This is a genomic window from Pseudomonas sp. LBUM1641, assembly GCF_059716235.1.
In genome coordinates, this window is record NZ_CP166815.1 from 301393 (window position 1) to 322368 (window position 20976).

Here is a 20976-nt window from a genome sequence, read left to right on the forward strand (position 1 = left end):
CTCGATAAGAGTCAGCCGGTTGCCCGGCGTTTGCAATTCTGCGAGCCTCGCTCGCTCCTGCAAGGTGTCTAGCTGTCTTCTATGAAAACCCCGTTGTGGTTCCCCCAAAGTTTTTTCTCGCGCACCCTTTGGCTGGTGCTCATCGTCGTACTGTTTTCCAAGGCCCTGACACTGGTTTATCTGTTGATGAACGAAGACGTGCTGGTGGACCGGCAGTACAGCCACGGTGTCGCGCTGACCTTGCGCGCCTATTGGGCCGCAGACCCCGAGAACCGTGAAAAGATCGCCAAGGCCGCCACCCTGGTCCGGGTCGCAGGCGCGGGCGTGCCCGAGGGCGAGCAACATTGGCCCTACAGTGAAATCTACCAAAGACAGATGCAGGCCGAACTGGGTGAAGACACCGAGGTACGGCTGCGCATGCATGTGTCGCCGGCGCTGTGGGTGCGGGCCCCGAGCCTGGGCGAGGACTGGCTGAAAGTACCGCTGTACCCGCATCCACTGCGGGGGCAGAAGATCTGGAACGTGCTGGGCTGGTTCCTGGCGATTGGTTTGCTTTCCACCGCGTCTGCCTGGATTTTCGTGCGCCAGCTCAACCAACCGCTCAAACGCCTGGTGTTTGCTGCACGTCAGCTCGGTCAGGGACGTAGCGTGCGGCTGCCCATCAGCGACACGCCGAGTGAAATGACCGAGGTGTACAGCGCGTTCAACCAGATGGCCGAGGATGTCGAACAGGCGGGGCGCGAGCGCGAGCTGATGTTGGCGGGGGTATCCCATGACCTGCGCACGCCATTGACGCGTTTGCGGCTTTCCCTGGAACTGATGGGCAACCACACCGACCTTACCGACGACATGGTCCGCGATATCGAGGACATGGACGCGATACTCGACCAGTTCCTCGCGTTTATCCGCGACGGTCGCGACGAGGTAGTGGAAGAAGTCGACCTGACGGACCTGGTACGTGAGGTGGTGGCGCCCTACAACCAGAACGGCGAGCAGGTGCGCATGCGCCTGGAGCCGATCCAGCCGTTCGCGTTGCGTCGGGTATCGATGAAACGCCTGCTGAACAACCTGATTGGCAACGCCCTGCATCATGCCGGTTCCGATGTGGAAGTGGCGGCGTATGTCTCCGGGGATACCAGTGCGCCTTACGTGGTGCTGAGTGTCATGGACCGTGGCGCCGGTATCGATCCGGCAGAGCTGGAAGGCATCTTCAACCCGTTCACACGTGGCGACCGTGCCCGGGGTGGCAAGGGCACCGGCCTGGGGCTGGCTATCGTGCGGCGGATTGCTTCGATGCATGGCGGCAATGTCGAATTGCGTAACCGGCCGGATGGCGGTTTGGAAGCGCGAGTGCGCTTGCCGTTGGGGCTGATGTTGCCCAGGGACGCGGTCTAAATGTGGGAGCGGGCTTGCTCGCGAAGGCGGTGGTTCAGTCCATAGAAATGTCGACTGATCCACCGCCTTCGCGAGCAAGCCCGCTCCCACACTGGTTTTGCGGCGCTTTATAGGTCGGGTGTATTCAACCCTTGCCTTTGGTGCGCGTCATATTCGGCCCACCATTCTTCTCCAGATGCTGAATGATGATCCCCGCCACGTCCTTGCCGGTGGTGGTTTCAATTCCTTCCAGACCTGGTGAGGAGTTCACCTCCATTACCAGCGGCCCGTGGTTGGAACGCAAGATATCCACACCCGCGACACTCAACCCCATGACCTTGGCCGCCCGCAGGGCCGTCATGCGTTCTTCCGGGGTGATCTTGATCAGGCTGGCGCTGCCGCCACGGTGCAGGTTGGAGCGAAACTCACCCGGCTTGGCCTGGCGCTTCATCGCTGCAATCACCTTGTCGCCCACCACGAAGCAGCGGATATCTGCACCGCCGGCCTCCTTGATGTACTCCTGCACCATGATGTTCTGCTTGAGGCCCATGAACGCCTCGATCACTGACTCGGCCGCTGTCGCGGTTTCACACAGCACCACGCCGATGCCCTGGGTGCCTTCCAGCACCTTGATCACCAGCGGCGCGCCATTGACCATGTCGATCAGGTCGGGAATGTCATCCGGGGAGTGCGCAAAGCCGGTCACCGGCAAACCAATGCCTCGGCGCGACAGCAGCTGCAGCGAGCGCAGCTTGTCCCGCGAACGGGCGATGGCCACGGATTCATTCAGGGGGAACACCCCCATCATTTCAAACTGGCGCAGTACTGCGCAGCCATAGAACGTCACCGAAGCACCGATACGGGGGATCACCGCATCGAAGCCTTCCAGCGGTTTGCCCCGGTAGTGGATCTGCGGCTTATGACTGGCAATGTTCATATAGGCGCGCAACGTATCGATCACAACCATCTCATGGCCACGTTCGGTGCCGGCCTCGACCAGACGACGGGTGGAATACAGACGCGGGTTACGCGACAGCACAGCGATCTTCATGCAACACCTGTGGCAGAGGTAGTAGAGACCGGGAACACCGGCTTGTCTTGAACGTATTTGAGGCCGGGGTTGACCACCAGTTGGCCGTCAATCAGCGCCTTGGAACCCAGCAACAGGCGATACCGCATCGCCTTGCGGCAGGCGAGGGTAAATTCCACCCGCCATACCCGATCGCCCAGGGCCAGGGTGGTGCTGATCACGTACCGCACCTGGGCTTGGCCGTTGGAGCTTTTAATGGTTTTCATCGCCACCAGCGGCGCTTCACAGCGCCGGTGACGCAGCTGCACCACGCTGCCCAAGTGCGCGGTAAAGCGCACCCACTTTGCACCGTCGCGCTCAAACGGCTCGATCTCGGTGGCATGCAGGCTTGAGGTACTGGCGCCGGTGTCGATCTTGGCGCGCAGGCCAGCCACTCCCAGGTCGGGAAGTGCCACCCACTCACGCAGACCCACAACGGTCAAATGGTCAAATGTCTTCAATATGAATAACCAGCAATTAATTCGCCCAGGCGTCGGGTGATACCTCGGCCAGGGCTTTGAATGCAGGCTTGGCGAACCAGTAGCCTTGCATCAGGAATATTCCGCAGTCGGCGAGAAAGTCCCGCTCACCGGCACTTTCGATGCCCTCGGCGATGACAGTAACGCCCAACTGCTCACAGATTGTGACAATCCCCCGGACGATCACCTGACGGACACGATCACGGTCGACATCGCGGATCAGCGCCATGTCGAGTTTGATCAAGTCGGGTTGGAAATCAGCCAGCAGATTCAGCCCCGAATAGCCCGCACCGAAATCGTCGATGGCGGTCTTGAAGCCGAATTCGCGGTATTCACGCAGAATATTCGTCAAATGGCGATAGTTATCTACGTGCTCGCTTTCCAGGGTTTCGAAAATCAGCCGATCCAGCGGAAAATTATGCTCACGGGCCGCTTCCAGCGTGCTGCGAATGCACAATTCAGGCCGGTAGACCGCGTTGGGCATGAAGTTGATTGAAAGGTACGTCTGCATGCCCAGTGTGGACGCCGTGGCTATCGCCTGCGTTCGGCAGCGCTGGTCAAAGCGATAGCGGTTGCTGTGGTTGACTTGATCCAGCACCGACAGCGCCCCCTCGCCATTGACGCCCCGCACCAGGGCTTCATGGGCAAAGATCGACTGGTCCCGCAGGTCCACGATGGGCTGATATGCAAACGCAAACTCAAAACCCAGCGGTTCACTTTGCTGGCAACCCGCACAGCCTTGTTTGGGTGAGGTGAGTGAAACAGGAAAGTCGGTCACACGTTAACCTCGCGAAAACAGGATGCTACCTGGCGTATCTTAGGTGAGCTCAAGGGTTTATGCGTTGAAGGGCTTCAACGGTAAAGTTGCGACATTTTTCAGAGCGAGGAATTCAAGTGGCTCAGAAGCAGGAAGAGGAAGAAAAAGTCCGTTTGGACAAGTGGTTGTGGGCGGCACGGTTCTTCAAGACCCGCGCCTTGGCCAAGGCGGCGATCGAGAGTGGCAAGGTGCATTGGCGCGGTGAGCGTTGCAAGCCCGGCAAGGAGCCGCGCATTGGCGATGAGTTCCAGATTCGTGCCGGTTTTGATGAGCGAACCGTCGTGGTCCAGGCGCTTTCAATTGTGCGAAAGGGCGCTCCCGAGGCGCAGGCGTTGTATACCGAAACCGAAGCCAGCATCGCCAAGCGCGAAAACGCGGCGGCCATGCGCAAGTCTGGCTCCTTGGGTATGACCACCGACGGCAAGCCGAGCAAGAAACAGCGGCGCGACCTGTTCAAGTTTCGCGGCAGTGGCAATGATGATTAACCGGAAAACCGCAGGAGCCAGGCGGCTCCTGCAACTTCAACTCAAACGCTGCGGATAACGCTCAAGCGATTGACCAACGGTACCCGCTGAAACCAATCCAGCAGCGGCGTCGTCACCCGCACCAATCCCCCGGAAAACTTCGCCGCAAACGGCGTGTAGTAGCCCCAGCCCAACGCCAACAGCGCCAGCAACACCCCGCCGATGTAATCGTCCTGCCCCCAATGCGCGCCGGCCACCAGCCGCGGCATCATGAACAGCAGCGCCAGCCCCCAAATCACCATAATTTGGCTGATCCGTTTGGCAAACACGGTCATAAACATCCCCCAGATCAACAACACCGAGGCGTGATCCCCCGGGAAACTCTGGCTGGAGCGGTCCTTCAATTCCCACGTCTTCTCAAGGCCCGGGAAATAGTCGCTCATCTGAATCGCCCCGCTGATCACCATCGACGGGCTATGGTGTTGCCAGCCCATCTGGGCCGCGAGCTTGGAAAACAGCATGCGGATAAACAGCAACAGCAGCAGAATGCCCAGGAACCCGAAAAACGCCTGGCGCACCTGAATCGCCTTGAACACCCAGTCGCCGCGGATCAACAGTGCGAGCAGAATCACCCCGACCACCGCGTCAAACGGTCGCAAACTGGCTACCGCCCACACATGCAGCCACGCCGAGCTGCTTGCCAAGGGGTCGTTAAGCAGATGAAACAGCCACTCGTCGAAAACCACACAGAGCGCCTGGCCCGCTGGCCAGAGCCAAAAACACAGCAGCCCCACAGCGAATAAATTGCACAGGGCCAATCGCCCGAGGTTCCACTTGGCTTGGAACAAACCCGGATTGTTCATAAACTGTTTCCTCTTTGCTTTAAAGCGCTTCGTTTTTCCGTAGAAGGCCGCACCAAAACGGTGCTAAAGCGTGTAATTCTATAAACGTTGTCATCTTTTTGTCATCAATTCAGATACCCAGACCTATGACTGATCTACCGGATACCGACTTCACCCAACGCTTCATCTTCGACGACAGCGACGCCCGCGGCGAACTGGTCGCCCTGGAGCGAAGCTATGCCGAAGTCCTCGCCAAGCACCCCTATCCGGAGCCGGTTGCACAATTGCTCGGCGAACTGATGGCGGCTGCCTCGCTGCTGGTAGGCACCCTGAAATTCGATGGTTTGCTGATCCTGCAGGCCCGTTCCGAAGGCCCGATCCCGCTGTTGATGATCGAATGCTCCAGCGCCCGCGAAATCCGTGGCCTGGCCCGCTACGACGCCGATCGGATCGCCGCCGATGCAACACTGGCCGACCTGATGCCTGACGGCGTACTGGCACTGACCGTCGACCCGACTGTCGGCCAGCGTTATCAGGGCATTGTCGACCTCGACGGCGAAACTCTGTCTGACTGCTTCACCAACTATTTCGTGATGTCCCAGCAAGTGGGCACCCGCTTCTGGCTCAATGCCGATGGCAAGCGCGCCCGTGGCCTGCTGCTGCAACAATTGCCGGCCGACCGCATCAAGGATGAAGAAGACCGCGCCGAAAGCTGGGCACACATCACCGCCCTGGCCGGCACGTTGAAAACCGAAGAACTGCTGGGCCTGGACAACGAAACCATCCTGCACCGCCTCTACCACGAAGAGGCCGTACGTCTGTTCGATGTGCAATCGTTACGTTTCCACTGCAGCTGCTCCCGCGAGCGCTCGGCCACTGCCCTGGTCAGCCTGGGCCTGGAAGATGCGCAGGATCTGGTGGTGGAACACGGTGGCAACATCGAGATCGACTGCCAGTTCTGCAACCAGCGCTACCTGTTCGACGCCGCCGATATCGCTCAATTATTCGCCGGCGCCGGCGTAGACACCCCTTCAGGCACCCGCCACTAAAACGTTTAAGCACAGGTAAATCACCTGACAAACGCCGGATTTCCGCCGTTCTGACCGGAGGGCCCTACTCTTTTTGGGCTTTTCTGGCATAATCCGGCCCACTTTTTTCGCGGTAGTAGTGCGCAACTTTCTACTACAAAACGTTTGGAGCACTCGGCCATAGGCCGATGGGGAACCTCATGACGCAAGCCAATAACGCCGTATACACTGACCTGAGTGTTGACGATCTGGTCAAAGAAGCCCTGCAGCGCGGTGAAGGCGTGCTTGCCGATACTGGCGCGCTGGTCGTAGAAACCGGTCATCGTACCGGCCGTTCTCCGGTCGACCGCTTCATCGTTGAAGAGCCTTCCACCCAGGCTGCCATTGCCTGGGGCCCGATCAACCGCAAGTTCCCGGCCGACAAGTTCGATGCCCTGTGGGCTCGCGTCGAGGCATTCAACAACGCGCAAGAGCATTTCGTTTCCCACGTTCACGTAGGGGCTGCAGAAGACCACTACCTGGCCGTGAAAATGACCACCCAGACTGCCTGGCAGAACCTGTTCGGTCGTTGCCTGTTCATCAACCCGGCCCAGTACAACCCGGCCGGTCGTGAAGAGTGGCAAGTGCTCAACGTGGCCAACTTCGAATGCGTGCCAGAGCGTGACGGCACCAACTCCGACGGTTGCGTGATCCTCAACTTCGCCCAGAAAAAAGTGTTGATCGCTGGCATGCGTTACGCCGGTGAGATGAAAAAAGCCATGTTCTCGGTGCAGAACTTCCTGCTGCCAGCCTCCGATGTACTGCCGATGCACTGCGCAGCCAACATCGGCGAAGCAGGCGACGTGACCTTGTTCTTCGGCCTGTCCGGCACGGGTAAAACCACCCTGTCCGCCGACGAAAGCCGTTACCTGATTGGTGACGACGAACACGGCTGGGGCGAAGGTGTTGTGTTCAACATCGAAGGCGGTTGCTATGCCAAGTGCATCGACCTGTCCGAGAAGAACGAGCCGGTTATCTGGAAAGCCATCAAGCACGGCGCCGTGCTGGAAAACGTCGTGATCGACGACGCCAAGCACGCCGACTACGCTGACGTCAGCCTGACCCAGAACAGCCGCGCCGCCTACCCGCTGGAACACGTTGCCAAGCGCTCCGAGCAAAACCTCGGTGGCGAGCCAAACGCTGTGATCTTCCTGACCTGCGACCTGACCGGCGTACTGCCGCCAGTCTCGATCCTCAGCGAAGAACAAGCGGCCTACCACTTCCTGTCCGGCTACACCGCACTGGTGGGCTCCACCGAAATGGGTTCGGGCGCCGGCATCAAGTCGACCTTCTCCACCTGCTTCGGCGCACCGTTCTTCCCGCGCCCGGCTGGCGAATACGCAGAGCTGCTGATCAAGCGCATCCGCGGCTTCGGCTCCAAGGTCTACTTGGTCAACACCGGCTGGACCGGCGGCGGCTACGGCGTTGGCAAGCGCTTCAACATCCCGACCACCCGTGGCGTGATTGCAGCGATCCAGAGCGGTGCGTTGATTGGTGCCGAGACCGAACACCTCGACACCATCAACCTGGACGTGCCGTTGGCTGTACCGGGTGTTGATACCGGCCTGTTGAACCCACGTAACACCTGGGCTGACAAGGCTGCTTACGATGAAGCGGCGAAAGCGCTGGCGGGTCTGTTCATTGAGAACTTCAAGAAGTTTGAAGTGAGCGATGCCATCAAGGCTGCGGGTCCGAAGTTGTAAGATTCGGCCGTTGTGAAAAAGCCGCCCTTTGTGGGCGGCTTTTTTGTGGGCGAGGGATTAGTCGACGAGGTGCAGAACGACGGCTCCGACCAACACCAGCACAACACCGGTAACTTGCACTGCCGACAGTCGTTCCTTGAAAAATACAAACCCCAGAATCGCGGCAATCCCGCCGGATAAGGTACTGATCACGGTCACTACCGAAACCGACCCAGCCATTGCGCCCCACGAGAACGCCGAAAACCCGCCGAGGTTCATCAGGCTCGCGCCGGTCAGCGTTGCGCAGTTTTTCAGCGGTGGGATTTTCAGGCCGTCTTTGACTTTAAGCACCATCAGCACCAGTACACACAAACCGACTAGATAACCAAGCCAAAGCATCGTGACCGGGCCGAGTGTCGGCAGCGTGTAGCGGCCCTGCATCCAGAAGCTGGTGCCGTAAAGAAGTGCCGCGAGCATCGCGTAGGCGATCGAGCGAGTGGAGCTGTTGTGAGGGACCCCGTTGTCCTTGTGGATGCTGGAGAGGATCACCCCGACCACGCACAAGGCGATGCAGCCGAGTTGGATCAGGCTGATGTGTTCGCCGCTGGCCCATGACAGCAAAGTAGTCACCACGCCGTAGGACGTCACCAGAGGCGCGACGATGGCCGCTTTCCCAAGGGCGAAGGCCTTGGACAATGCGAGGGCGCCGGAGACGGTCAGCAGGGCTGCTGCGGCGCCCAGGAGCCAGACACTTAAAGGTGCCGCGAGGGATTTGACGAGGAAGGCCGGGAATATGACCAGCAGCAGGGTCATGATCAGGAAGCCCAGGGCCTGGCCGAAGTACACCGCGCGTTTGACGCCGACGGCTCGGGCGTTGAGGCCCACGAGGAAGTCCGTGCCACCCCAAAGCAGGGCGGCCAGCAGGCCCATTAGTACGTCCATGTAAGGTCCTTAGTTGTGGGAGCGAGCTTGCTCGCGAAGGTCGTTAACGATAACGCGGGCTTCCAGGTTTGACGCGGCGCTCTCAGATTTTTCGCGAGCAAGCTCGCTCCTACAGGTTTTCCAGGGTTTGCGTGTCCCAGCGTTGGGCCTTGATAGCCAGGTAAAGCATGCCGATGGTCAGTGGGACTTTGTCGCCGCGGCCTTTGGCTCTTTGTTTCAGGAAGACGTCGAATACGGGAGGTTGGAAGTAACGATAAGCGTCGAAGTCGTTCAAGTCGACAGCGAAGTCTTGCTCCAGCGCTTCCATCAATTGATTGGCCTCAGCGCCGTCGCAGTCCAGGTCGAGGTTGATGGCGGTTTCAAGGCGCAGCGTCTTATGTTCAGGCAAGCCAATTTCTTCATGCAGCAGTTGCAGGAGCTGCTGCATGGCAAGGTCTTCGGGAAAGTTGGGGGCCAGGTTCATGGTGGGCACGCGTGATTGGGTGGAGGCGAGTGACTTTATCGATCGAACCGTGACCCTTCAAACGAAACAGGTCAAATGTGGGAGCCGGGCTTGCCCGCGATAGCGGTGTGTCAGTGGCAGCAGTGTTGTCTGACACACCGCTATCGCAGGCAAGCCAGCTCCCACATTTTTAGCTGTGTGGTTGCTCAGGTGGCGTTCGCTTTACGGCGTCGGCGGTCGTGAGTTGCATCATGCCGGTTTGGGCAGCTTCCAGCAGATCGCAGCCATCCTGGACCAGCAGGTATAACGCGTTGGTGATGTGGGAAATGTCTTTGATATCGGCCTGCTCATAGGTCAGGCAGGTGAAGGTTTCTAACAGATCGGCAGCGGCGCGGATGCGTTGGTGTGCTGCGGACTGGATGTCTTCGGCGGCAGCCTCTGTATCAATGAGCAGAGGATATGTATCGCTGAAGTTGGTACCAAGAGGACGGTAGCGGTTTGTCGCTTCAGGTGTTTGCATTTGAAGTTACTCGGTTTGCTGTTAAGTAACCGTCATCACCGTGGCCAAACGATGGGTGGCGGACTGTGTGCAGGTTGGCCAGCCGGAAACAGCAATCCGGCACGTCCGAGGACGTCCCACACACAGCCGCCATAGCATTGCGCTGAGAAGACGATAGACGTCCGCAAGGCAAGTGATGGCACTTATGTGTGCTGTTTTTCGAGTGACCAAACCCGTTCGCTGAATTTGCAGCGACGGGGCGAACCTTGGCGGGAGTGTGGGGTGAGAGCAATAAACAGATCGTTACCAGCTTTAACGGACACTGATCGTTCCAACGCCCCGCGTGGGAATGCATCCCGTGACGCTCCGCGTCACCAGTGTTCATGACTTGGGTCGTGCGCGGATGGCGGGACGCGGAGCGTCCCAGGCGGCATTCCCACGCGGAGCGTAGGGAGCGATCAGGGGTTAGCGCGGTGTACTGATACACCGCTCAAAAATCGCCTCCAATCCCCGATAATCACACGCCACCGCATCGATATTCGCCGGTATCCACGCCGCGTTCTTAACCAGCCACCAATTCACCGAAAACCCTGCATTGACGATGATCTGCTCGAACAGAATCCTTTGCGCCCGGCCGTTCCCTTCGCGAAACGGGTGGATCACGTTGAGGTCGCCATAAGCTTCGGCGATTTGCGTCACCAACTCGGCCTGCGTCACCCCGACAAACCAGTTAGCCTGCGCCATGTGGTGGATGATCTTGGCCGCCTCGGGGGGAATACGCTCCGGCGTGCAGAACAGCGTGTCGCCTTTCTGGATATTGACCGTACGCAGTTCCCCGGCCCATTCGTAGATGTCCCCGAACAGGGTGCGGTGGATGTGTTGCAGGCGTTCAAGGTCGTAGGGCGGGGGATACAGCGGAAGGCTGCCTACGGCAATTTCAGACAGTTCCCGCTCGGCCTGGTGCAGGCGTTCTTCGTCGAACAAATCGAGGCGGTTGCGCAGGACGCTGCTACCGGGGTAGCAGTACGGGTCCTGGCCCACGCCATATTTGTCGAGCATCAGCGTGGGGTGTTGCGGTACTTGGCGAGGACGGCTTCGCGGGTCGGCAGGGGTTTGTCGACATCGGCGGGCTGGGTGTCGAACCCTTCCAGGCGCAGGCTGGCCAGGTAGTTGGAACGGCGGATCTTGTCGTAGTGATCCTGCTTTTGCTCAAACGTCAGTTCGCTCATTACAGCGTCCTCTCATGGCAAGCGTTGATTGTAGCGCAATGGGTTTCGAGATGCGTCCTGCTTAAGGTTGGAACGTTTCCTACTGGTACCTACTCCATTGCCCAGGCTGTGTATCATCCTGTCTCTTTTTTCCTTGCGACCTTTCTCGATTCGCTGAGTGCGCTGGTCTATGTTTTGGGCTCGTTCAGCGGTCAATGGAGTGACAGCTTATGCACAACACCCTCCAACAGGTCTTTGGTTATCCACAGTTTCGTTTGGGCCAGGAGGCGGCGGTCAGTGCCGTGCTGGCCGGCCGTTCGGCGGCGGCGATTTTCCCCACCGGTTCCGGCAAGTCCTTGTGCTATCAACTTTCCGCCGTCTTGCTCCCGCACCTGACGCTGGTGGTGTCGCCGCTGCTGGCGTTGATGCAGGACCAGTTGGGTTTCTTGCAGCGCCATGGTATCTCGGCAGGCAGCATCGATTCGGCCCAGAGCCGCGATGACGCCAATGACGTCATGGCTCGGGCGCGTTCGGGTGAGCTGAAAATCCTGATGGTTTCCGTGGAGCGCCTGAAGAACGAGCGGTTCCGCAACTTTCTGCAAAGCGTGCCGATTTCGCTGCTGGTGGTGGACGAAGCCCACTGTATTTCCGAGTGGGGCCATAACTTCCGGCCGGACTACTTGAAGCTGCCGGACTACCAGCGCGAGTTCCGGATCCCCCAGGCGCTGCTGTTGACAGCCACGGCGACGCCCAAGGTGATCGCTGACATGCAGGCCAAGTTCGCCATTGCGCCGGACGATGTGATCACCACCGGCTTCTACCGCTCCAATCTCAACCTGCTGGTGGAGCCCGTCAGCGGCCAGGACAAGCGCCGACGCCTGGTGGAATGGATGAAGGAGCGGGCCAATCAGCCGAGCATCGTCTACGTCACCCTGCAGAAAACCGCTGAACACATTGCCGAGCATTTGAATCGCAACGGCATCCAGGCCGAGGCTTATCACGCGGGCTTGGCCCACGATAAACGCGAGGGCATTCAGAAGCGGTTCATGGGCGGCCAATCCAATTGCATCGTCGCTACCATCGCCTTCGGCATGGGCATCGACAAGAGCGATATCCGTAACGTCGTGCATTTCGACCTGCCCAAATCCATCGAGAACTACAGCCAGGAAATCGGCCGTGCCGGGCGTGACGGGCAGCCATCTGACTGTCTGGTTTTGGCTAACCGCGACAGCCTGAATATCCTGGAAAACTTTGTGTACGGCGACACGCCGGAACAGGAAGGTATTCGCCGCGTCCTGGAGGAAATTCAGGCCGCCGGTGGTGATGGGCAATGGGAGTTTCTACTCCGCTCGCTTTCGGACCTCAGCAACATCCGCGAGCTACCGCTCAAGACGTTGCTGGTGCAGCTTGAACTCAAAGGTGTGATCGCGCCGCGCTACGCGTTTTATGCCGAATACCGCTTCAAGTATCTGATTGAACCTGAAGCACTACTGGCGCGCTTTTCCGGTGAGCGGCAGCAGTTTGTCGCGGCGATCATCCAGGTCTGTAAAAGGGCAAAAACCTGGGCGACGGTGGATTTCGACGCGCTGTATCAACAGCATCAGGCCGAGCGCAATCGTGTGGTGAAGGCCCTGGATTATTTCCAGGAGCAGGGCCTGATCGAGATGGAAAGCAAGCAGATGACCGAGGTCTACGCCCTGCTGAATACCGACTTTGATCCACAGGTACTGAGCACGGAGTTATACACAGGCTTCAAGCAGCATGAGGTGACGGAGGTGGCGCGGATTCACGCCATGCTGGATCTGTTCGCGACGGAGGAGTGCCTGGGTTACCGCCTGGCGCATTACTTCGGGGATGAAAACGCGCCCCGGCAGTGCGGGCACTGCTCGGTGTGCCACGGCAACGTCGCCCACTTGCCGGCGCCGCCGAGCTTGCCGCCGCTTGTGGATAAAAACTTTCTGGCGCTGTGCGGTGAATTTATCCACAGGCATCATGAATACAACGGCCACCTGCCGGGCGCTGAGCGTTTGACGCGGTTTCTGGGCGGGATCAGCGTGCCGTTGTTTACCAAGTTGAAGGCGAAAGGGATTCCAGGTTTTGCTGTGCTGGAGGAGTATCCCTACGCTGAGGTGCGTGAGTGGGCAGAGGCGGGTTTGGAAGCGCTCTGATTTCCGGGCCGGGGGTGGTGATTTCCCACCCATTGGCAGACGCCGCCGACAGCTAGGCTTTGCCCGCAGGTGAGAAGGTTTGATGCTCCACTTCTTCTGCAAAGGAACTGCCCATGACTATTGGTTTTTCTCGTGGTGTTGTCCACGGAGCCGTACTGTTCGTCGGGATGCTGGTCGCCCAAAGTACGATGGCGTCCGTCACACCGTTGAGCGTCAATGACTGTCGGCGAATGCAGCTTCGCAACACCATCACCGCCTCCAACCCGCTGCCCTGTGCACGCCTCGCACGAGTCACGTTCAGCTATGTGGACTTTGACGGAGTGCTGCATAACAACGGGCAGCTCGTGGTGCTGGATGCCATCGCCCCCCATATGGAGGAGATCTTCAATCAGTTGGTGCAGCGCCGGTTTCCGGTGAACCAGGCGGTCACACTGGAAACCTATCGAGGCAATGACAAGGTGTCGATGGCCCGCAACAATACCAGTGGTTTTAACGGGCGGCAGGTCAGTGGGGCTTTGGGGTGGTCGCTGCATGCCTACGGTGCTGCAATTGATCTAAACCCGCTGCAAAACCCGTTTGTGCTATTCCGGCGTAGCCCGGGAGGTGAATTCACCGGGCAGGCCACCGTTGAGCCCAAGGCGAGTACTGTGACTGCCGTTAACCGCCTGGATGCTCGCCCTGGCAAGCCTGCGCGTCCTGGCCGGGCAGAGGAGGTGATTGACCTGTTTGCCGAGCACGGCTTTTTGACCTGGGGCGGTTATTGGGATTTTCCACTGGACTACCAGCACTTCCAGATCGGCCGGCGTTCGTTCGTGGAGTACCTGGCACGGGTCACGCCGCAGCAGGCCAGTGCTGCAATCGAGGCGTATATCGCTGCTTACCGCCAGTGCCTGCAGCATTCGGTTGAGACGGATCAAGCTCTCAAGCGTATGGGGTGTGTCCACGAAACGGTTGAGCAAAGTCCAACCTAGGCTTGCGGGTAGGGCTTGAACCCAGTATCAAGATAGCCTCTTCTTACCCGGGCTTTATCGATGACCAATGCCATCCCACTGCGCGCCGATTACCGCCACTTCCAGCCAATCATCACGCGCTGGCACGACAACGACGTTTATGGCCATGTGAATAACGTCACCTACTACAGCTTTTTCGACACGGCGGTGAATACCTACCTGATCGAGCAGGGCGGGTTGGATATTCATGACGGTGAGGTGGTGGGATTTGTGGTGAGTTCGGCGTGCGACTACTTTGCCTCGATTGCCTTTCCGGACCGCATCGAGATTGGCCTGCGGGTGGGCAAGTTGGGCAACAGTTCAGTGCAGTATGAGCTGGCGGTGTTCAAGGCGGGGGAGGATGAGGCCTGTGCGGCGGGGAGGTTTGTGCATGTGTTCGTGGATCGGGGGTCGAACCAGCCGGTGACGATTCCGCAAGCGCTGCGTGAGGCCTTGCAGCGCTTGGCACTGTAGGAGCGAGCTTGCTCGCGAAAAACCCGAGAGCGCAGCGGCGTGTCAGGTTTCCATCGTCATCGTTGACGACCATCGCGAGCAAGCTCGCTCCTACAGGTGGAAGGCCTTAGCGGTGGCGATAGTGATGCTTGTTCTTGCGATGCCCATACGCATGACCGCGCCCGCGATGATCATCGCGGTCATAACGGCGGTTATCACGACCACGGTAACGACGATCATCGTCATCGCTCTTGTTGCCCATGTAGTTGCCCAGCGCGCCACCAGCGCCACCGCCGGCTGCTGCGCCGATCAGGCTGCCGGTGCTGCCGCCGACACTGCGACCCACCACGTTGCCGCCGGCTGCGCCCAATGCGCCGCCAATGGCAGCTTCGCCGCGACTGCGCTTGTCTGCGCCGACCGCACTGCCGCCTGCGCCGCCGAGTGCCGCGCCGATGGCTGAACCGGTGTTACCGCCCAACTGCTGACCTACGACTGAACCTAGAACCCCGCCCAATGCGCCGCCCACACCGGCTTCGGTGGTGCCACCGGCCATGGCTGCGCCACTGACCAGGCCAAGGGACAACAAGAGAATCGAGGAGAACTTCATAGAGGAACCTCAAGAGGATGACGGCGCGATCCTGAGGTTGTATCGAGACGGTGACAATCGAAACCCGACCAGTGGTATGAGTTGTATACAATTCTCTAAGTTGCTGTTTTTTATACGGAACTTAAGTTGTTTTTGTGAGTCTTTACTTACTTCGGAACGGCCGCTTTTATGCAAAAGCGGCCTTTTTTGTGCCCGTAAAAAAGCTCAGGTGCTGTCTGTGGCGAGGGAGCTTGCTCCCGTTGGGCTGCGCAGCGGCCCCAAAATTTCTACGGGCGCTACGCACCCGAACGGGAGCAAGCTCCCTCGCCACAATAAGGTGTCGCTTAGGCCGACTTCGCCATGATCAGCCCGGTCGCGCTCGCCGCTTCCAGCCGAATCGCTACAAACTTCGACGTTGGCGTATGGCTGCCATCCCCCGTGCTCTCCAGCGGCACCAGTGGGTTCACCTCCGGGTAATAAGCCGCCGCCTGCCCCGCCGGAATATCAAACGCCAGCAGGGTAAAGCCCTTCACGCGGCGCTCACGCCCGTCATCCCAGATCGACACGATATCGGCCTTCTGCCCTGGCTTGAAGCCCAGGCGGATGATGTCGGCTTCGTTGACGAACAACACATCCCGCTGACCCTTGACCCCACGATAGCGGTCGTCCAGGCCATAAATCGTGGTGTTGTACTGATCGTGGGAACGCATCGACTGCATGATCAGGTCCGGCAATTGCCCGGTGTTGCGGGTGCGTTCGTGCACCAGGTCCTTGGGCAGGATGTTCGGGCGGAAGTTGGCGCGGCCCGAAGGGGTGTTCCAGCGACGGGCGCCGGCGGAGTTACCCAGGTAGAAACCACCCGGGTTTTTCAGGCGTTCGTTGAAGTCCTTGAAGCCGGGAATGGTGTCGGCGATCAGGTTGCGAATACGGTCGTAATCGGCCACCAGCCAGTTCCAGTCCACCGGCTTGCTGCCCAATGTCGCGGCAGCAATGCCCGCCAGAATCGCAGGCTCGGATTTCATCTGTTTCGACAATGGCTGCAGTTGGCCATTGGAGGCGTGGACCATGCTGAACGAGTCTTCCACGGTCACGGCTTGCGGGCCTTCGGCCTGGATGTCGATGTCGGTACGGCCCAGGCATGGCAGGATCAGTGCGTCCTTGCCGTGCATCAGGTGGCTGCGGTTGAGCTTGGTGCTGATCTGCACGGTCAGGTCGCAATTGCGCAGGGCTTCAAAGGTGCGCGGGCTGTCCGGCGTGGCTTGGGCGAAGTTGCCACCCAGGCCGATAAACACTTTGGAGCGGCCTTCGAGCATGGCGTGAATCGCTTCCACCACGTTATGGCCGTTATCCCGCGGTACCTGGAACTGGAAGCGACGCTCCAGGGAGTCAAGGAACGCCACCGGTGGCCGTTCGTTGATGCCCATGGTGCGGTCGCCCTGCACGTTGCTGTGGCCGCGCACCGGGCACAGGCCGGCGCCGGGGCGGCCGATGTTGCCGCGCAGAAGCATCAGGTTGGCGATTTCCTGGATGGTCGGCACCGAGTGGCGATGTTGGGTGATGCCCATCGCCCAGCACATGATCACGTTCTTGCCTTTGGCATACATGCGCGCGGCTTGCTCGATCTCCACCAGGGTCAGGCCAGACTGCTCGACGATTTCATCCCATGAGGTGTCGTCGATCTTGCCCAGGTAATCCAGCACGTTGGCAGTGTGTTCGTTGAGGAAGTCGTGGTCGAACACGGCCTCTTTGCCTTCGGCCTGAGCTTGGCGTTCCCACAGCAGCAGGAATTTGGCCATGCCGCGCAGGATGGCCATGTCGCCACCCAGCGCCGGGCGGAAGTAGGCGGTGTTGGTCGGTTTGTCACCGTTGGTGAGCATTTCCAGCGGGTGTTGCGGGTGCTGGAAACGTTCCAGACCACGTTCTTTCAGCGGGTTGATGCACACCACTTGGGCGCCGCGTTTTACCGCTTCGCGTAATGGTTCGAGCATGCGTGGATGGTTGGTGCCGGGGTTTTGGCCCCAGACGAAAATCGCGTCCGCATGTTCGAAGTCATCGAAGGTCACGGTGCCTTTGCCCACGCCAACACTTTGCGCCAGGGCGACGCCGCTGGCTTCGTGGCACATGTTCGAGCAGTCCGGGAAGTTGTTGGTGCCGTAGGCACGCACGAATAGTTGATACAGGTAAGCCGCTTCGTTGCTGGCCCGGCCCGAGGTATAGAACTCGGCCATGTCCGGGTTTGGCAGCGCATTGAGGTGCTTGCCGATCAAGTCGAAAGCCGATTCCCAACTGATGGGCTTGTAGCGATCGGTTTCTGCGTCATAGCTCATCGGCTCGGTCAGGCGGCCCTGATATTCCAGCCAGTAATCGCTCTGCTCCAGCAGCGCGCTGACGCTGTGCTTGGCGAAGAATGCGGCATCGACCCGGCGCTTTGTGGCTTCCCAGTTGACCGCCTTGGCGCCGTTCTCGCAGAACTTGACCATGCCGCTTTCCGGCGAATCACCCCAGGCGCAGCCCGGGCAGTCGAAGCCGCCGTTCTGGTTGGTCTTGAGCATCATGCGGATATTTTTCAGCGCGTTGTCGCTGGTCAGCCAGGCTTGCGCCACGCTGATCAGTGCGCCCCAGCCACCGGCCGGGCCTTTGTAGGGCTTGTAGCGCGGGGTAGGTTTGTCGTCGGCTTGATGATGAGTGCTCACGCTTGATTCTCCATCGCAGGGCTATAGACCCGCGGCGCACTTTTCTGCGGCAGGTGGATGAGATTGAGGTTGTGCCGACGGGCCCATTGCAGGGCCAGGCCGGTGGGCGACGACAGGCTGACCAGGGTCTGGATGCCTGCGCGCAATACTTTCTGGATCAGTTCGAGGCTGCAGCGACTGGTGACAATCGCCAGGCCACCGTCGGTCGGAATCTTTTGCCGGATCAGTGCACCGATCAGCTTGTCGAGGGCGTTATGCCGGCCGATGTCTTCACGGCCCAGCAGCAATTCGCCCTGATTGTTCATGAACACTGCCGCATGCACCGCGCCGCTGTACTGGCCCAGGGGTTGGAACGCGCTGATGCGCTGGCGCAGGCCGTCCAGCCAGTCGGCAGGCGGCAAAGACGCGCCGGGCAGCACTTTGAGGTTGGGCAGCGCCTGTTCCACCGCTTCCACGCCGCACAGTCCACAGCCGCTGGTACCCGCCAGTTGCCGGCGCTGCTGCTTCATATTCCAGAAGGCGCGGCTGGAAATCTGCACCTGAGCGTATTGGGTCGAACCCGAGCCGCTGATTTTCAGGTCATAAATGTCGCTAACGTCTTCGATAATGCCGCTACCGATGCTGAAGCCGACGATAAAGTCTTCAAGGTCGGTTGGCGTCACCAGCATCACTGCCTGGCTGATGTCGTTATAGGCAATCGCCAACGCAACTTCCTCGGCGAGCGCGGTGCTGGCCGATTCGGTGTGTTCGAGATTACAAAACTGATAACTCTGGCTGGCGGCGGGCGCGGGCGTTTCGAGGGCGGGCGCCGCGCAGACTGGGCGCTGGGCGTTCATTGGGCATTACCACCGGAAGTATTCAGCTGTAAGACTAGGCGCGACAAAGGGTCGCGTCTAATCGTCAGTACTGATCTACCGATAGATGACGTCGATCAAGGTTCCAGCAGCGATTTCTGGTACAGCGCAAAACAGGCTTCTGCCAGCGCCGAACGCGGCGCACTGCGGCGCATGATCAGCCCCAGGCGGGCCAGCGTGTGAGCGTCTTCAATGGGTTGCAGGCGCAAGTGCTCGGTAAGGGCGTCGAGGCCGCCGTCCAGTGGCATCACCGCGCAGCACAGGCCGCCGTGCACGGCTTGTAACAATTGATGGACGGCGTCGGTCTGCAACAGCGGCTGCGGGCTCAGACCGCGGCTGTGGAAGTTGTGGTCGATGGACTGGCGAAAGTGCATGCCACTGGTAAGCATGCCCAAGGGCAGTTCGATCAGCGCTTCCCAGCTCAGGGGCTTGTCGCCGAAGCTGAAAAACCGTTGGTCGTACAGCAGGCCCATGCGGGTTTCGCCCAAGGCCAGGGAGTCGAAGCGCTCGGCGTCCAGGCGCTCCAGGTACGACACGCCGAGGTCCAGGCGGTTGCTCGCCAGTTGTTCAAGAATTTGTTCGGAGCTCAGCGCTGACAACTCAAAGCGCAGGCTCGGGTGTTCCTTATGCAGCTTCTGCATCAACGCCAGCGGATCGAAACTCGACAACGGCACCACCCCCAGGCGCAAGGTCCCCACCAGATTGCCGCGACAAGCAGCGGCCTCGGCCTGCAAACCGTCATAGGCCGCCAGCACCGTGCGTGCCCAGGCCAGCACGCGTTCGCCGGGGGCGGTAAAGCCTTCGAAACGCTGGCCGCGATTGACCAGCGGCAGCTGAAGCTCTTCTTCCAGGCTGCGCAGGCGCATCGACAGGGTCGGCTGGGTGATGTGGCAGCGCGCCGCCGCCTGGCCAAAGTGACGGGTTTCGTCGAGGGCGATGAGGAATTTCAGCTGTTTGATGTCCATCTTCGCTCCGGGCTTATTCCAATGCGGTGGGATTCTAGCGTGTTTGGGTCTTTGGTCAGGCTGGAACCCAATTCTGTAGGACTGGTCTAGTCTCTGGCATCTGGAAATTAAATCCCAAGGAGAGCGCACCATGAGTATTTTTAGCTTTGTTAAGGAAGCAGGCGAGAAGTTGATTGATCTGTTGACGCCGGGTAATGCCAACGCGAGCAAGCAGTTAAAAGATCACGTGGTCAAGGTCGGGTTGGGTAACCCCAATGTGCAAACCACCGTCGACGGTGACAAGGTGACCGTGACAGGTGAAGTCGCCAGCCAGGAAGAGAAAGAGAAAATACTGCTGGCGCTGGGCAATATTGCCGGCGTTGCCAGTGTTGATGACCAGATCACCGTTTCCGGTCCTGCTGTCGCGGCGGCCCGCTTTGTCGTGGTGAAAAAGGGCGACACCCTGAGCGCTATTTCGCTGGCGGTCTATGGCAACGCCAACCAGTACAACAAAATCTTCGAGGCCAACAAGCCGCTGCTGTCCCATCCGGACAAAATCTACCCAGGGCAGACGCTGCGTATTCCTGTGTAAGCGGTACCCATGTAGGAGCGAGCTTGCTCGCGAAGGTCGTCAACGATAACGCGGGAAGCCTGACACCCCGCGTCGTTCTCGGGTTCTTCGCGAGCAAGCTCGCTCCTACAGTTACAGCCCAACAATCAATTCCCGGTAATCCCCAACCGCCGCAAACTCCGCCGTGTCCTTAGGCCCCTTCCGGCTGTCCGGTTCCTTCACCGCCAGCAAATGCCCCACGCCAAAATCCCGGGCACTGCGCAGGATCGGCAAGGTGTCATCGATAAACAGGCTACGGGCCGGGTCGAAGGCGATGTCGGCGTGCAGGGCGTCCCAGAACTGTGGGTTTTCCTTGGCGAAACCATAGTCGTGTGAACTGATCAGTCGCTCGAAATAAGGCGCCAACTCGATGCGTTCCAGCTTCAACGACAGCGAATCCCGATGGGCGTTGGTGATCAGGATCACCCGCTTGCCGGCCTGTTTGATCGCGGCCAGGAAAGTATCGGCATCCGGGCGCAAGGCGATCAGGTGCGCGGTTTCCAGCTTGAGTTCACGCACCGGGATCTTGAGTTCGGCGCTCCAGAAATCCAGGCAATACCATTGCAACTGTCCGGCGTTACGCTCGAACAATGGTTGCAACTCCATCTCGGCCATGGCCCGGCTCACACCATGCAACTCGGCATAGCGCTGGGGCAGGTGCTCCATCCAGAAATGGTTGTCGAAGTGCAGGTCGAGCAAGGTGCCGTCCATGTCCAGCAGGACGGTGTCGATGGCGTGCCAGGGCAGTGGAGGCATAAAGAACACTCATGTAAGAAAAGATATCCGACACAGAC

At 59.5% G+C, this 20976-nt stretch carries 22 protein-coding genes and 2 pseudogenes; 9 read left to right on the plus strand and 15 right to left on the minus strand.

All coding sequences use genetic code 11. The features are described 5' to 3' along the window. Positions 1-81 precede the first annotated feature (81 nt). The gene (locus ACA046_RS01300; protein ID WP_003213176.1) at positions 82-1395 is read left to right on the plus strand and encodes an ATP-binding protein; all 1314 of its coding nucleotides are present in this window, start codon (positions 82-84) and stop codon (positions 1393-1395) included. A 124-nt stretch (positions 1396-1519) separates the two neighbouring features. Here the strand turns inward: ACA046_RS01300 and rimK are convergent, their stop codons facing one another. The 3 genes from rimK to rimA are packed head-to-tail and all read right to left on the minus strand — an operon-like array spanning position 1520 to position 3700. Beyond that, on the minus strand, positions 1520-2425 hold the full coding sequence (gene rimK, locus ACA046_RS01305) for a 30S ribosomal protein S6--L-glutamate ligase (RefSeq protein ID WP_010214091.1): 906 nt from the start codon (positions 2423-2425) through the stop codon (positions 1520-1522). Beyond that, complete coding sequence (gene rimB, locus ACA046_RS01310) at positions 2422-2904, minus strand: retropepsin-like aspartic endopeptidase RimB (RefSeq protein WP_026078048.1); 483 nt, start codon at positions 2902-2904, stop codon at positions 2422-2424. The genes rimK and rimB overlap by 4 nt, the downstream gene beginning before the upstream one ends. Positions 2905-2920: 16 nt before the next feature. Further along, a complete protein-coding gene (gene rimA, locus ACA046_RS01315) occupies positions 2921-3700 on the minus strand; it encodes a S6 modification regulatory phosphodiesterase RimA (RefSeq protein ID WP_459025334.1) in 780 nt (259 codons plus the stop codon). Positions 3701-3816: 116 nt separating this feature from the next. Between rimA and ACA046_RS01320 the strand changes: the two genes are divergently transcribed. Next, the gene (locus ACA046_RS01320) at positions 3817-4224 is read left to right on the plus strand and encodes an RNA-binding S4 domain-containing protein (RefSeq protein WP_459025336.1); all 408 of its coding nucleotides are present in this window, start codon (positions 3817-3819) and stop codon (positions 4222-4224) included. Positions 4225-4265: 41 nt separating this feature from the next. Here the strand turns inward: ACA046_RS01320 and ACA046_RS01325 are convergent, their stop codons facing one another. Beyond that, positions 4266-5066, minus strand: coding sequence for a phosphatase PAP2 family protein (locus tag ACA046_RS01325; protein ID WP_459025338.1), 801 nt, complete (start codon positions 5064-5066; stop codon positions 4266-4268). Positions 5067-5191: 125 nt separating this feature from the next. Between ACA046_RS01325 and hslO the strand changes: the two genes are divergently transcribed. Together hslO and ACA046_RS01335 are read left to right on the plus strand one after the other, a co-directional pair. Beyond that, positions 5192-6094 (plus strand): Hsp33 family molecular chaperone HslO, encoded by a 903-nt coding sequence (gene hslO, locus ACA046_RS01330; protein ID WP_076018182.1) that lies wholly within the window; start codon positions 5192-5194, stop codon positions 6092-6094. A 179-nt stretch (positions 6095-6273) separates the two neighbouring features. Then, positions 6274-7815, plus strand: a complete 1542-nt coding sequence (locus ACA046_RS01335) for a phosphoenolpyruvate carboxykinase (RefSeq protein WP_459025340.1) — start codon at positions 6274-6276, stop codon at positions 7813-7815. Between the two features lie 57 nt (positions 7816-7872). Here the strand turns inward: ACA046_RS01335 and ACA046_RS01340 are convergent, their stop codons facing one another. The 5 genes from ACA046_RS01340 to ACA046_RS01360 all read right to left on the minus strand — a co-directional run bounded on the left by ACA046_RS01340 (position 7873) and on the right by ACA046_RS01360 (position 10906). Next, a complete protein-coding gene (locus ACA046_RS01340) occupies positions 7873-8724 on the minus strand; it encodes an EamA family transporter (protein WP_076018180.1) in 852 nt (283 codons plus the stop codon). Between the two features lie 121 nt (positions 8725-8845). Next, entirely contained in the window at positions 8846-9199 is a 354-nt protein-coding gene (locus ACA046_RS01345) for a DUF1493 family protein (RefSeq protein ID WP_497675759.1), read from the minus strand. Between the two features lie 169 nt (positions 9200-9368). After that, positions 9369-9698 carry a hypothetical protein gene (locus ACA046_RS01350; RefSeq protein ID WP_459025344.1) on the minus strand — a complete coding sequence of 110 codons (330 nt, stop codon included), beginning with the start codon at positions 9696-9698 and terminating at the stop codon, positions 9369-9371. Between the two features lie 444 nt (positions 9699-10142). Next, a complete protein-coding gene (locus ACA046_RS01355) occupies positions 10143-10736 on the minus strand; it encodes a putative adenosine monophosphate-protein transferase Fic (RefSeq protein ID WP_076018178.1) in 594 nt (197 codons plus the stop codon). Then, complete coding sequence (locus ACA046_RS01360; RefSeq protein ID WP_076018177.1) at positions 10736-10906, minus strand: YhfG family protein; 171 nt, start codon at positions 10904-10906, stop codon at positions 10736-10738. The genes ACA046_RS01355 and ACA046_RS01360 overlap by 1 nt, the downstream gene beginning before the upstream one ends. A gap of 209 nt (positions 10907-11115) precedes the next feature. On the opposite strand from ACA046_RS01360, the gene ACA046_RS01365 reads away from it, so the two are divergent. From ACA046_RS01365 to ACA046_RS01375, 3 genes are all read left to right on the plus strand, one after another. Further along, positions 11116-13053, plus strand: coding sequence for a RecQ family ATP-dependent DNA helicase (locus ACA046_RS01365; RefSeq protein WP_497675760.1), 1938 nt, complete (start codon positions 11116-11118; stop codon positions 13051-13053). A 113-nt stretch (positions 13054-13166) separates the two neighbouring features. After that, positions 13167-14024, plus strand: a complete 858-nt coding sequence (locus ACA046_RS01370; protein ID WP_497675761.1) for a M15 family metallopeptidase — start codon at positions 13167-13169, stop codon at positions 14022-14024. 60 nt (positions 14025-14084) lie between these two features. After that, positions 14085-14516 (plus strand): acyl-CoA thioesterase, encoded by a 432-nt coding sequence (locus tag ACA046_RS01375; RefSeq protein ID WP_459025352.1) that lies wholly within the window; start codon positions 14085-14087, stop codon positions 14514-14516. Here ACA046_RS01375 and ACA046_RS01380 read toward each other — a convergent pair. From ACA046_RS01380 to ACA046_RS01400, 5 genes and pseudogenes are all read right to left on the minus strand, one after another. Continuing rightward, a pseudogene (locus ACA046_RS01380) lies at positions 14509-14589 on the minus strand (outer membrane lipoprotein carrier protein LolA); the annotation flags it as partial. The gene ACA046_RS01375 and the pseudogene ACA046_RS01380 overlap by 8 nt on opposite strands. Positions 14590-14622: 33 nt before the next feature. After that, entirely contained in the window at positions 14623-15102 is a 480-nt protein-coding gene (locus tag ACA046_RS01385) for a glycine zipper domain-containing protein (protein ID WP_076018173.1), read from the minus strand. Between the two features lie 323 nt (positions 15103-15425). Further along, on the minus strand, positions 15426-17774 hold the full coding sequence (locus ACA046_RS01390) for an FdhF/YdeP family oxidoreductase (protein WP_497675762.1): 2349 nt from the start codon (positions 17772-17774) through the stop codon (positions 15426-15428). Next, positions 17771-18610 (minus strand): formate dehydrogenase accessory sulfurtransferase FdhD, encoded by an 840-nt coding sequence (gene fdhD, locus ACA046_RS01395; protein WP_497675763.1) that lies wholly within the window; start codon positions 18608-18610, stop codon positions 17771-17773. The genes ACA046_RS01390 and fdhD overlap by 4 nt, the downstream gene beginning before the upstream one ends. Positions 18611-18705: 95 nt before the next feature. Beyond that, entirely contained in the window at positions 18706-19593 is an 888-nt protein-coding gene (locus tag ACA046_RS01400) for a LysR family transcriptional regulator (protein ID WP_459025359.1), read from the minus strand. A gap of 130 nt (positions 19594-19723) precedes the next feature. Between ACA046_RS01400 and lysM the strand changes: the two genes are divergently transcribed. Beyond that, positions 19724-20164, plus strand: coding sequence for a peptidoglycan-binding protein LysM (lysM, locus tag ACA046_RS01405; RefSeq protein ID WP_459025361.1), 441 nt, complete (start codon positions 19724-19726; stop codon positions 20162-20164). Between the two features lie 23 nt (positions 20165-20187). After that, positions 20188-20277, plus strand: a pseudogene (locus ACA046_RS01410) (outer membrane lipoprotein carrier protein LolA); the annotation flags it as partial. Here ACA046_RS01410 and yrfG read toward each other — a convergent pair. After that, positions 20276-20938 carry a GMP/IMP nucleotidase gene (gene yrfG / locus ACA046_RS01415; RefSeq protein ID WP_010168969.1) on the minus strand — a complete coding sequence of 221 codons (663 nt, stop codon included), beginning with the start codon at positions 20936-20938 and terminating at the stop codon, positions 20276-20278. The pseudogene ACA046_RS01410 and the gene yrfG sit on opposite strands and share 2 nt — an antisense overlap. Between the last annotated feature and the right edge of the window lie 38 nt (positions 20939-20976).

Excerpts from the sequence above, each read along its gene's own strand:
- fdhD (WP_497675763.1), bottom strand. The coding sequence starts at position 18,610 with ATGAACGCCCAGCGCCCAGTCTGCGCGGCGCCCGCCCTCGAAACGCCC.
- hslO (WP_076018182.1), top strand. The coding sequence starts at position 5,192 with ATGACTGATCTACCGGATACCGACTTCACCCAACGCTTCATCTTCGAC.
- yrfG (WP_010168969.1), bottom strand. The coding sequence starts at position 20,938 with ATGCCTCCACTGCCCTGGCACGCCATCGACACCGTCCTGCTGGACATG.
- lysM (WP_459025361.1), top strand. The coding sequence starts at position 19,724 with ATGAGTATTTTTAGCTTTGTTAAGGAAGCAGGCGAGAAGTTGATTGAT.
- ACA046_RS01350 (WP_459025344.1), bottom strand. The coding sequence starts at position 9,698 with ATGCAAACACCTGAAGCGACAAACCGCTACCGTCCTCTTGGTACCAAC.
- ACA046_RS01385 (WP_076018173.1), bottom strand. The coding sequence starts at position 15,102 with ATGAAGTTCTCCTCGATTCTCTTGTTGTCCCTTGGCCTGGTCAGTGGC.
- ACA046_RS01370 (WP_497675761.1), top strand. The coding sequence starts at position 13,167 with ATGACTATTGGTTTTTCTCGTGGTGTTGTCCACGGAGCCGTACTGTTC.
- rimK (WP_010214091.1), bottom strand. The coding sequence starts at position 2,425 with ATGAAGATCGCTGTGCTGTCGCGTAACCCGCGTCTGTATTCCACCCGT.
- ACA046_RS01360 (WP_076018177.1), bottom strand. The coding sequence starts at position 10,906 with ATGAGCGAACTGACGTTTGAGCAAAAGCAGGATCACTACGACAAGATC.
- ACA046_RS01400 (WP_459025359.1), bottom strand. The coding sequence starts at position 19,593 with ATGGACATCAAACAGCTGAAATTCCTCATCGCCCTCGACGAAACCCGT.
- ACA046_RS01345 (WP_497675759.1), bottom strand. The coding sequence starts at position 9,199 with ATGAACCTGGCCCCCAACTTTCCCGAAGACCTTGCCATGCAGCAGCTC.
- ACA046_RS01375 (WP_459025352.1), top strand. The coding sequence starts at position 14,085 with ATGACCAATGCCATCCCACTGCGCGCCGATTACCGCCACTTCCAGCCA.
- ACA046_RS01340 (WP_076018180.1), bottom strand. The coding sequence starts at position 8,724 with ATGGGCCTGCTGGCCGCCCTGCTTTGGGGTGGCACGGACTTCCTCGTG.
- ACA046_RS01355 (WP_076018178.1), bottom strand. The coding sequence starts at position 10,736 with ATGCTCGACAAATATGGCGTGGGCCAGGACCCGTACTGCTACCCCGGT.
- ACA046_RS01325 (WP_459025338.1), bottom strand. The coding sequence starts at position 5,066 with ATGAACAATCCGGGTTTGTTCCAAGCCAAGTGGAACCTCGGGCGATTG.
- ACA046_RS01300 (WP_003213176.1), top strand. The coding sequence starts at position 82 with ATGAAAACCCCGTTGTGGTTCCCCCAAAGTTTTTTCTCGCGCACCCTT.
- ACA046_RS01365 (WP_497675760.1), top strand. The coding sequence starts at position 11,116 with ATGCACAACACCCTCCAACAGGTCTTTGGTTATCCACAGTTTCGTTTG.
- ACA046_RS01335 (WP_459025340.1), top strand. The coding sequence starts at position 6,274 with ATGACGCAAGCCAATAACGCCGTATACACTGACCTGAGTGTTGACGAT.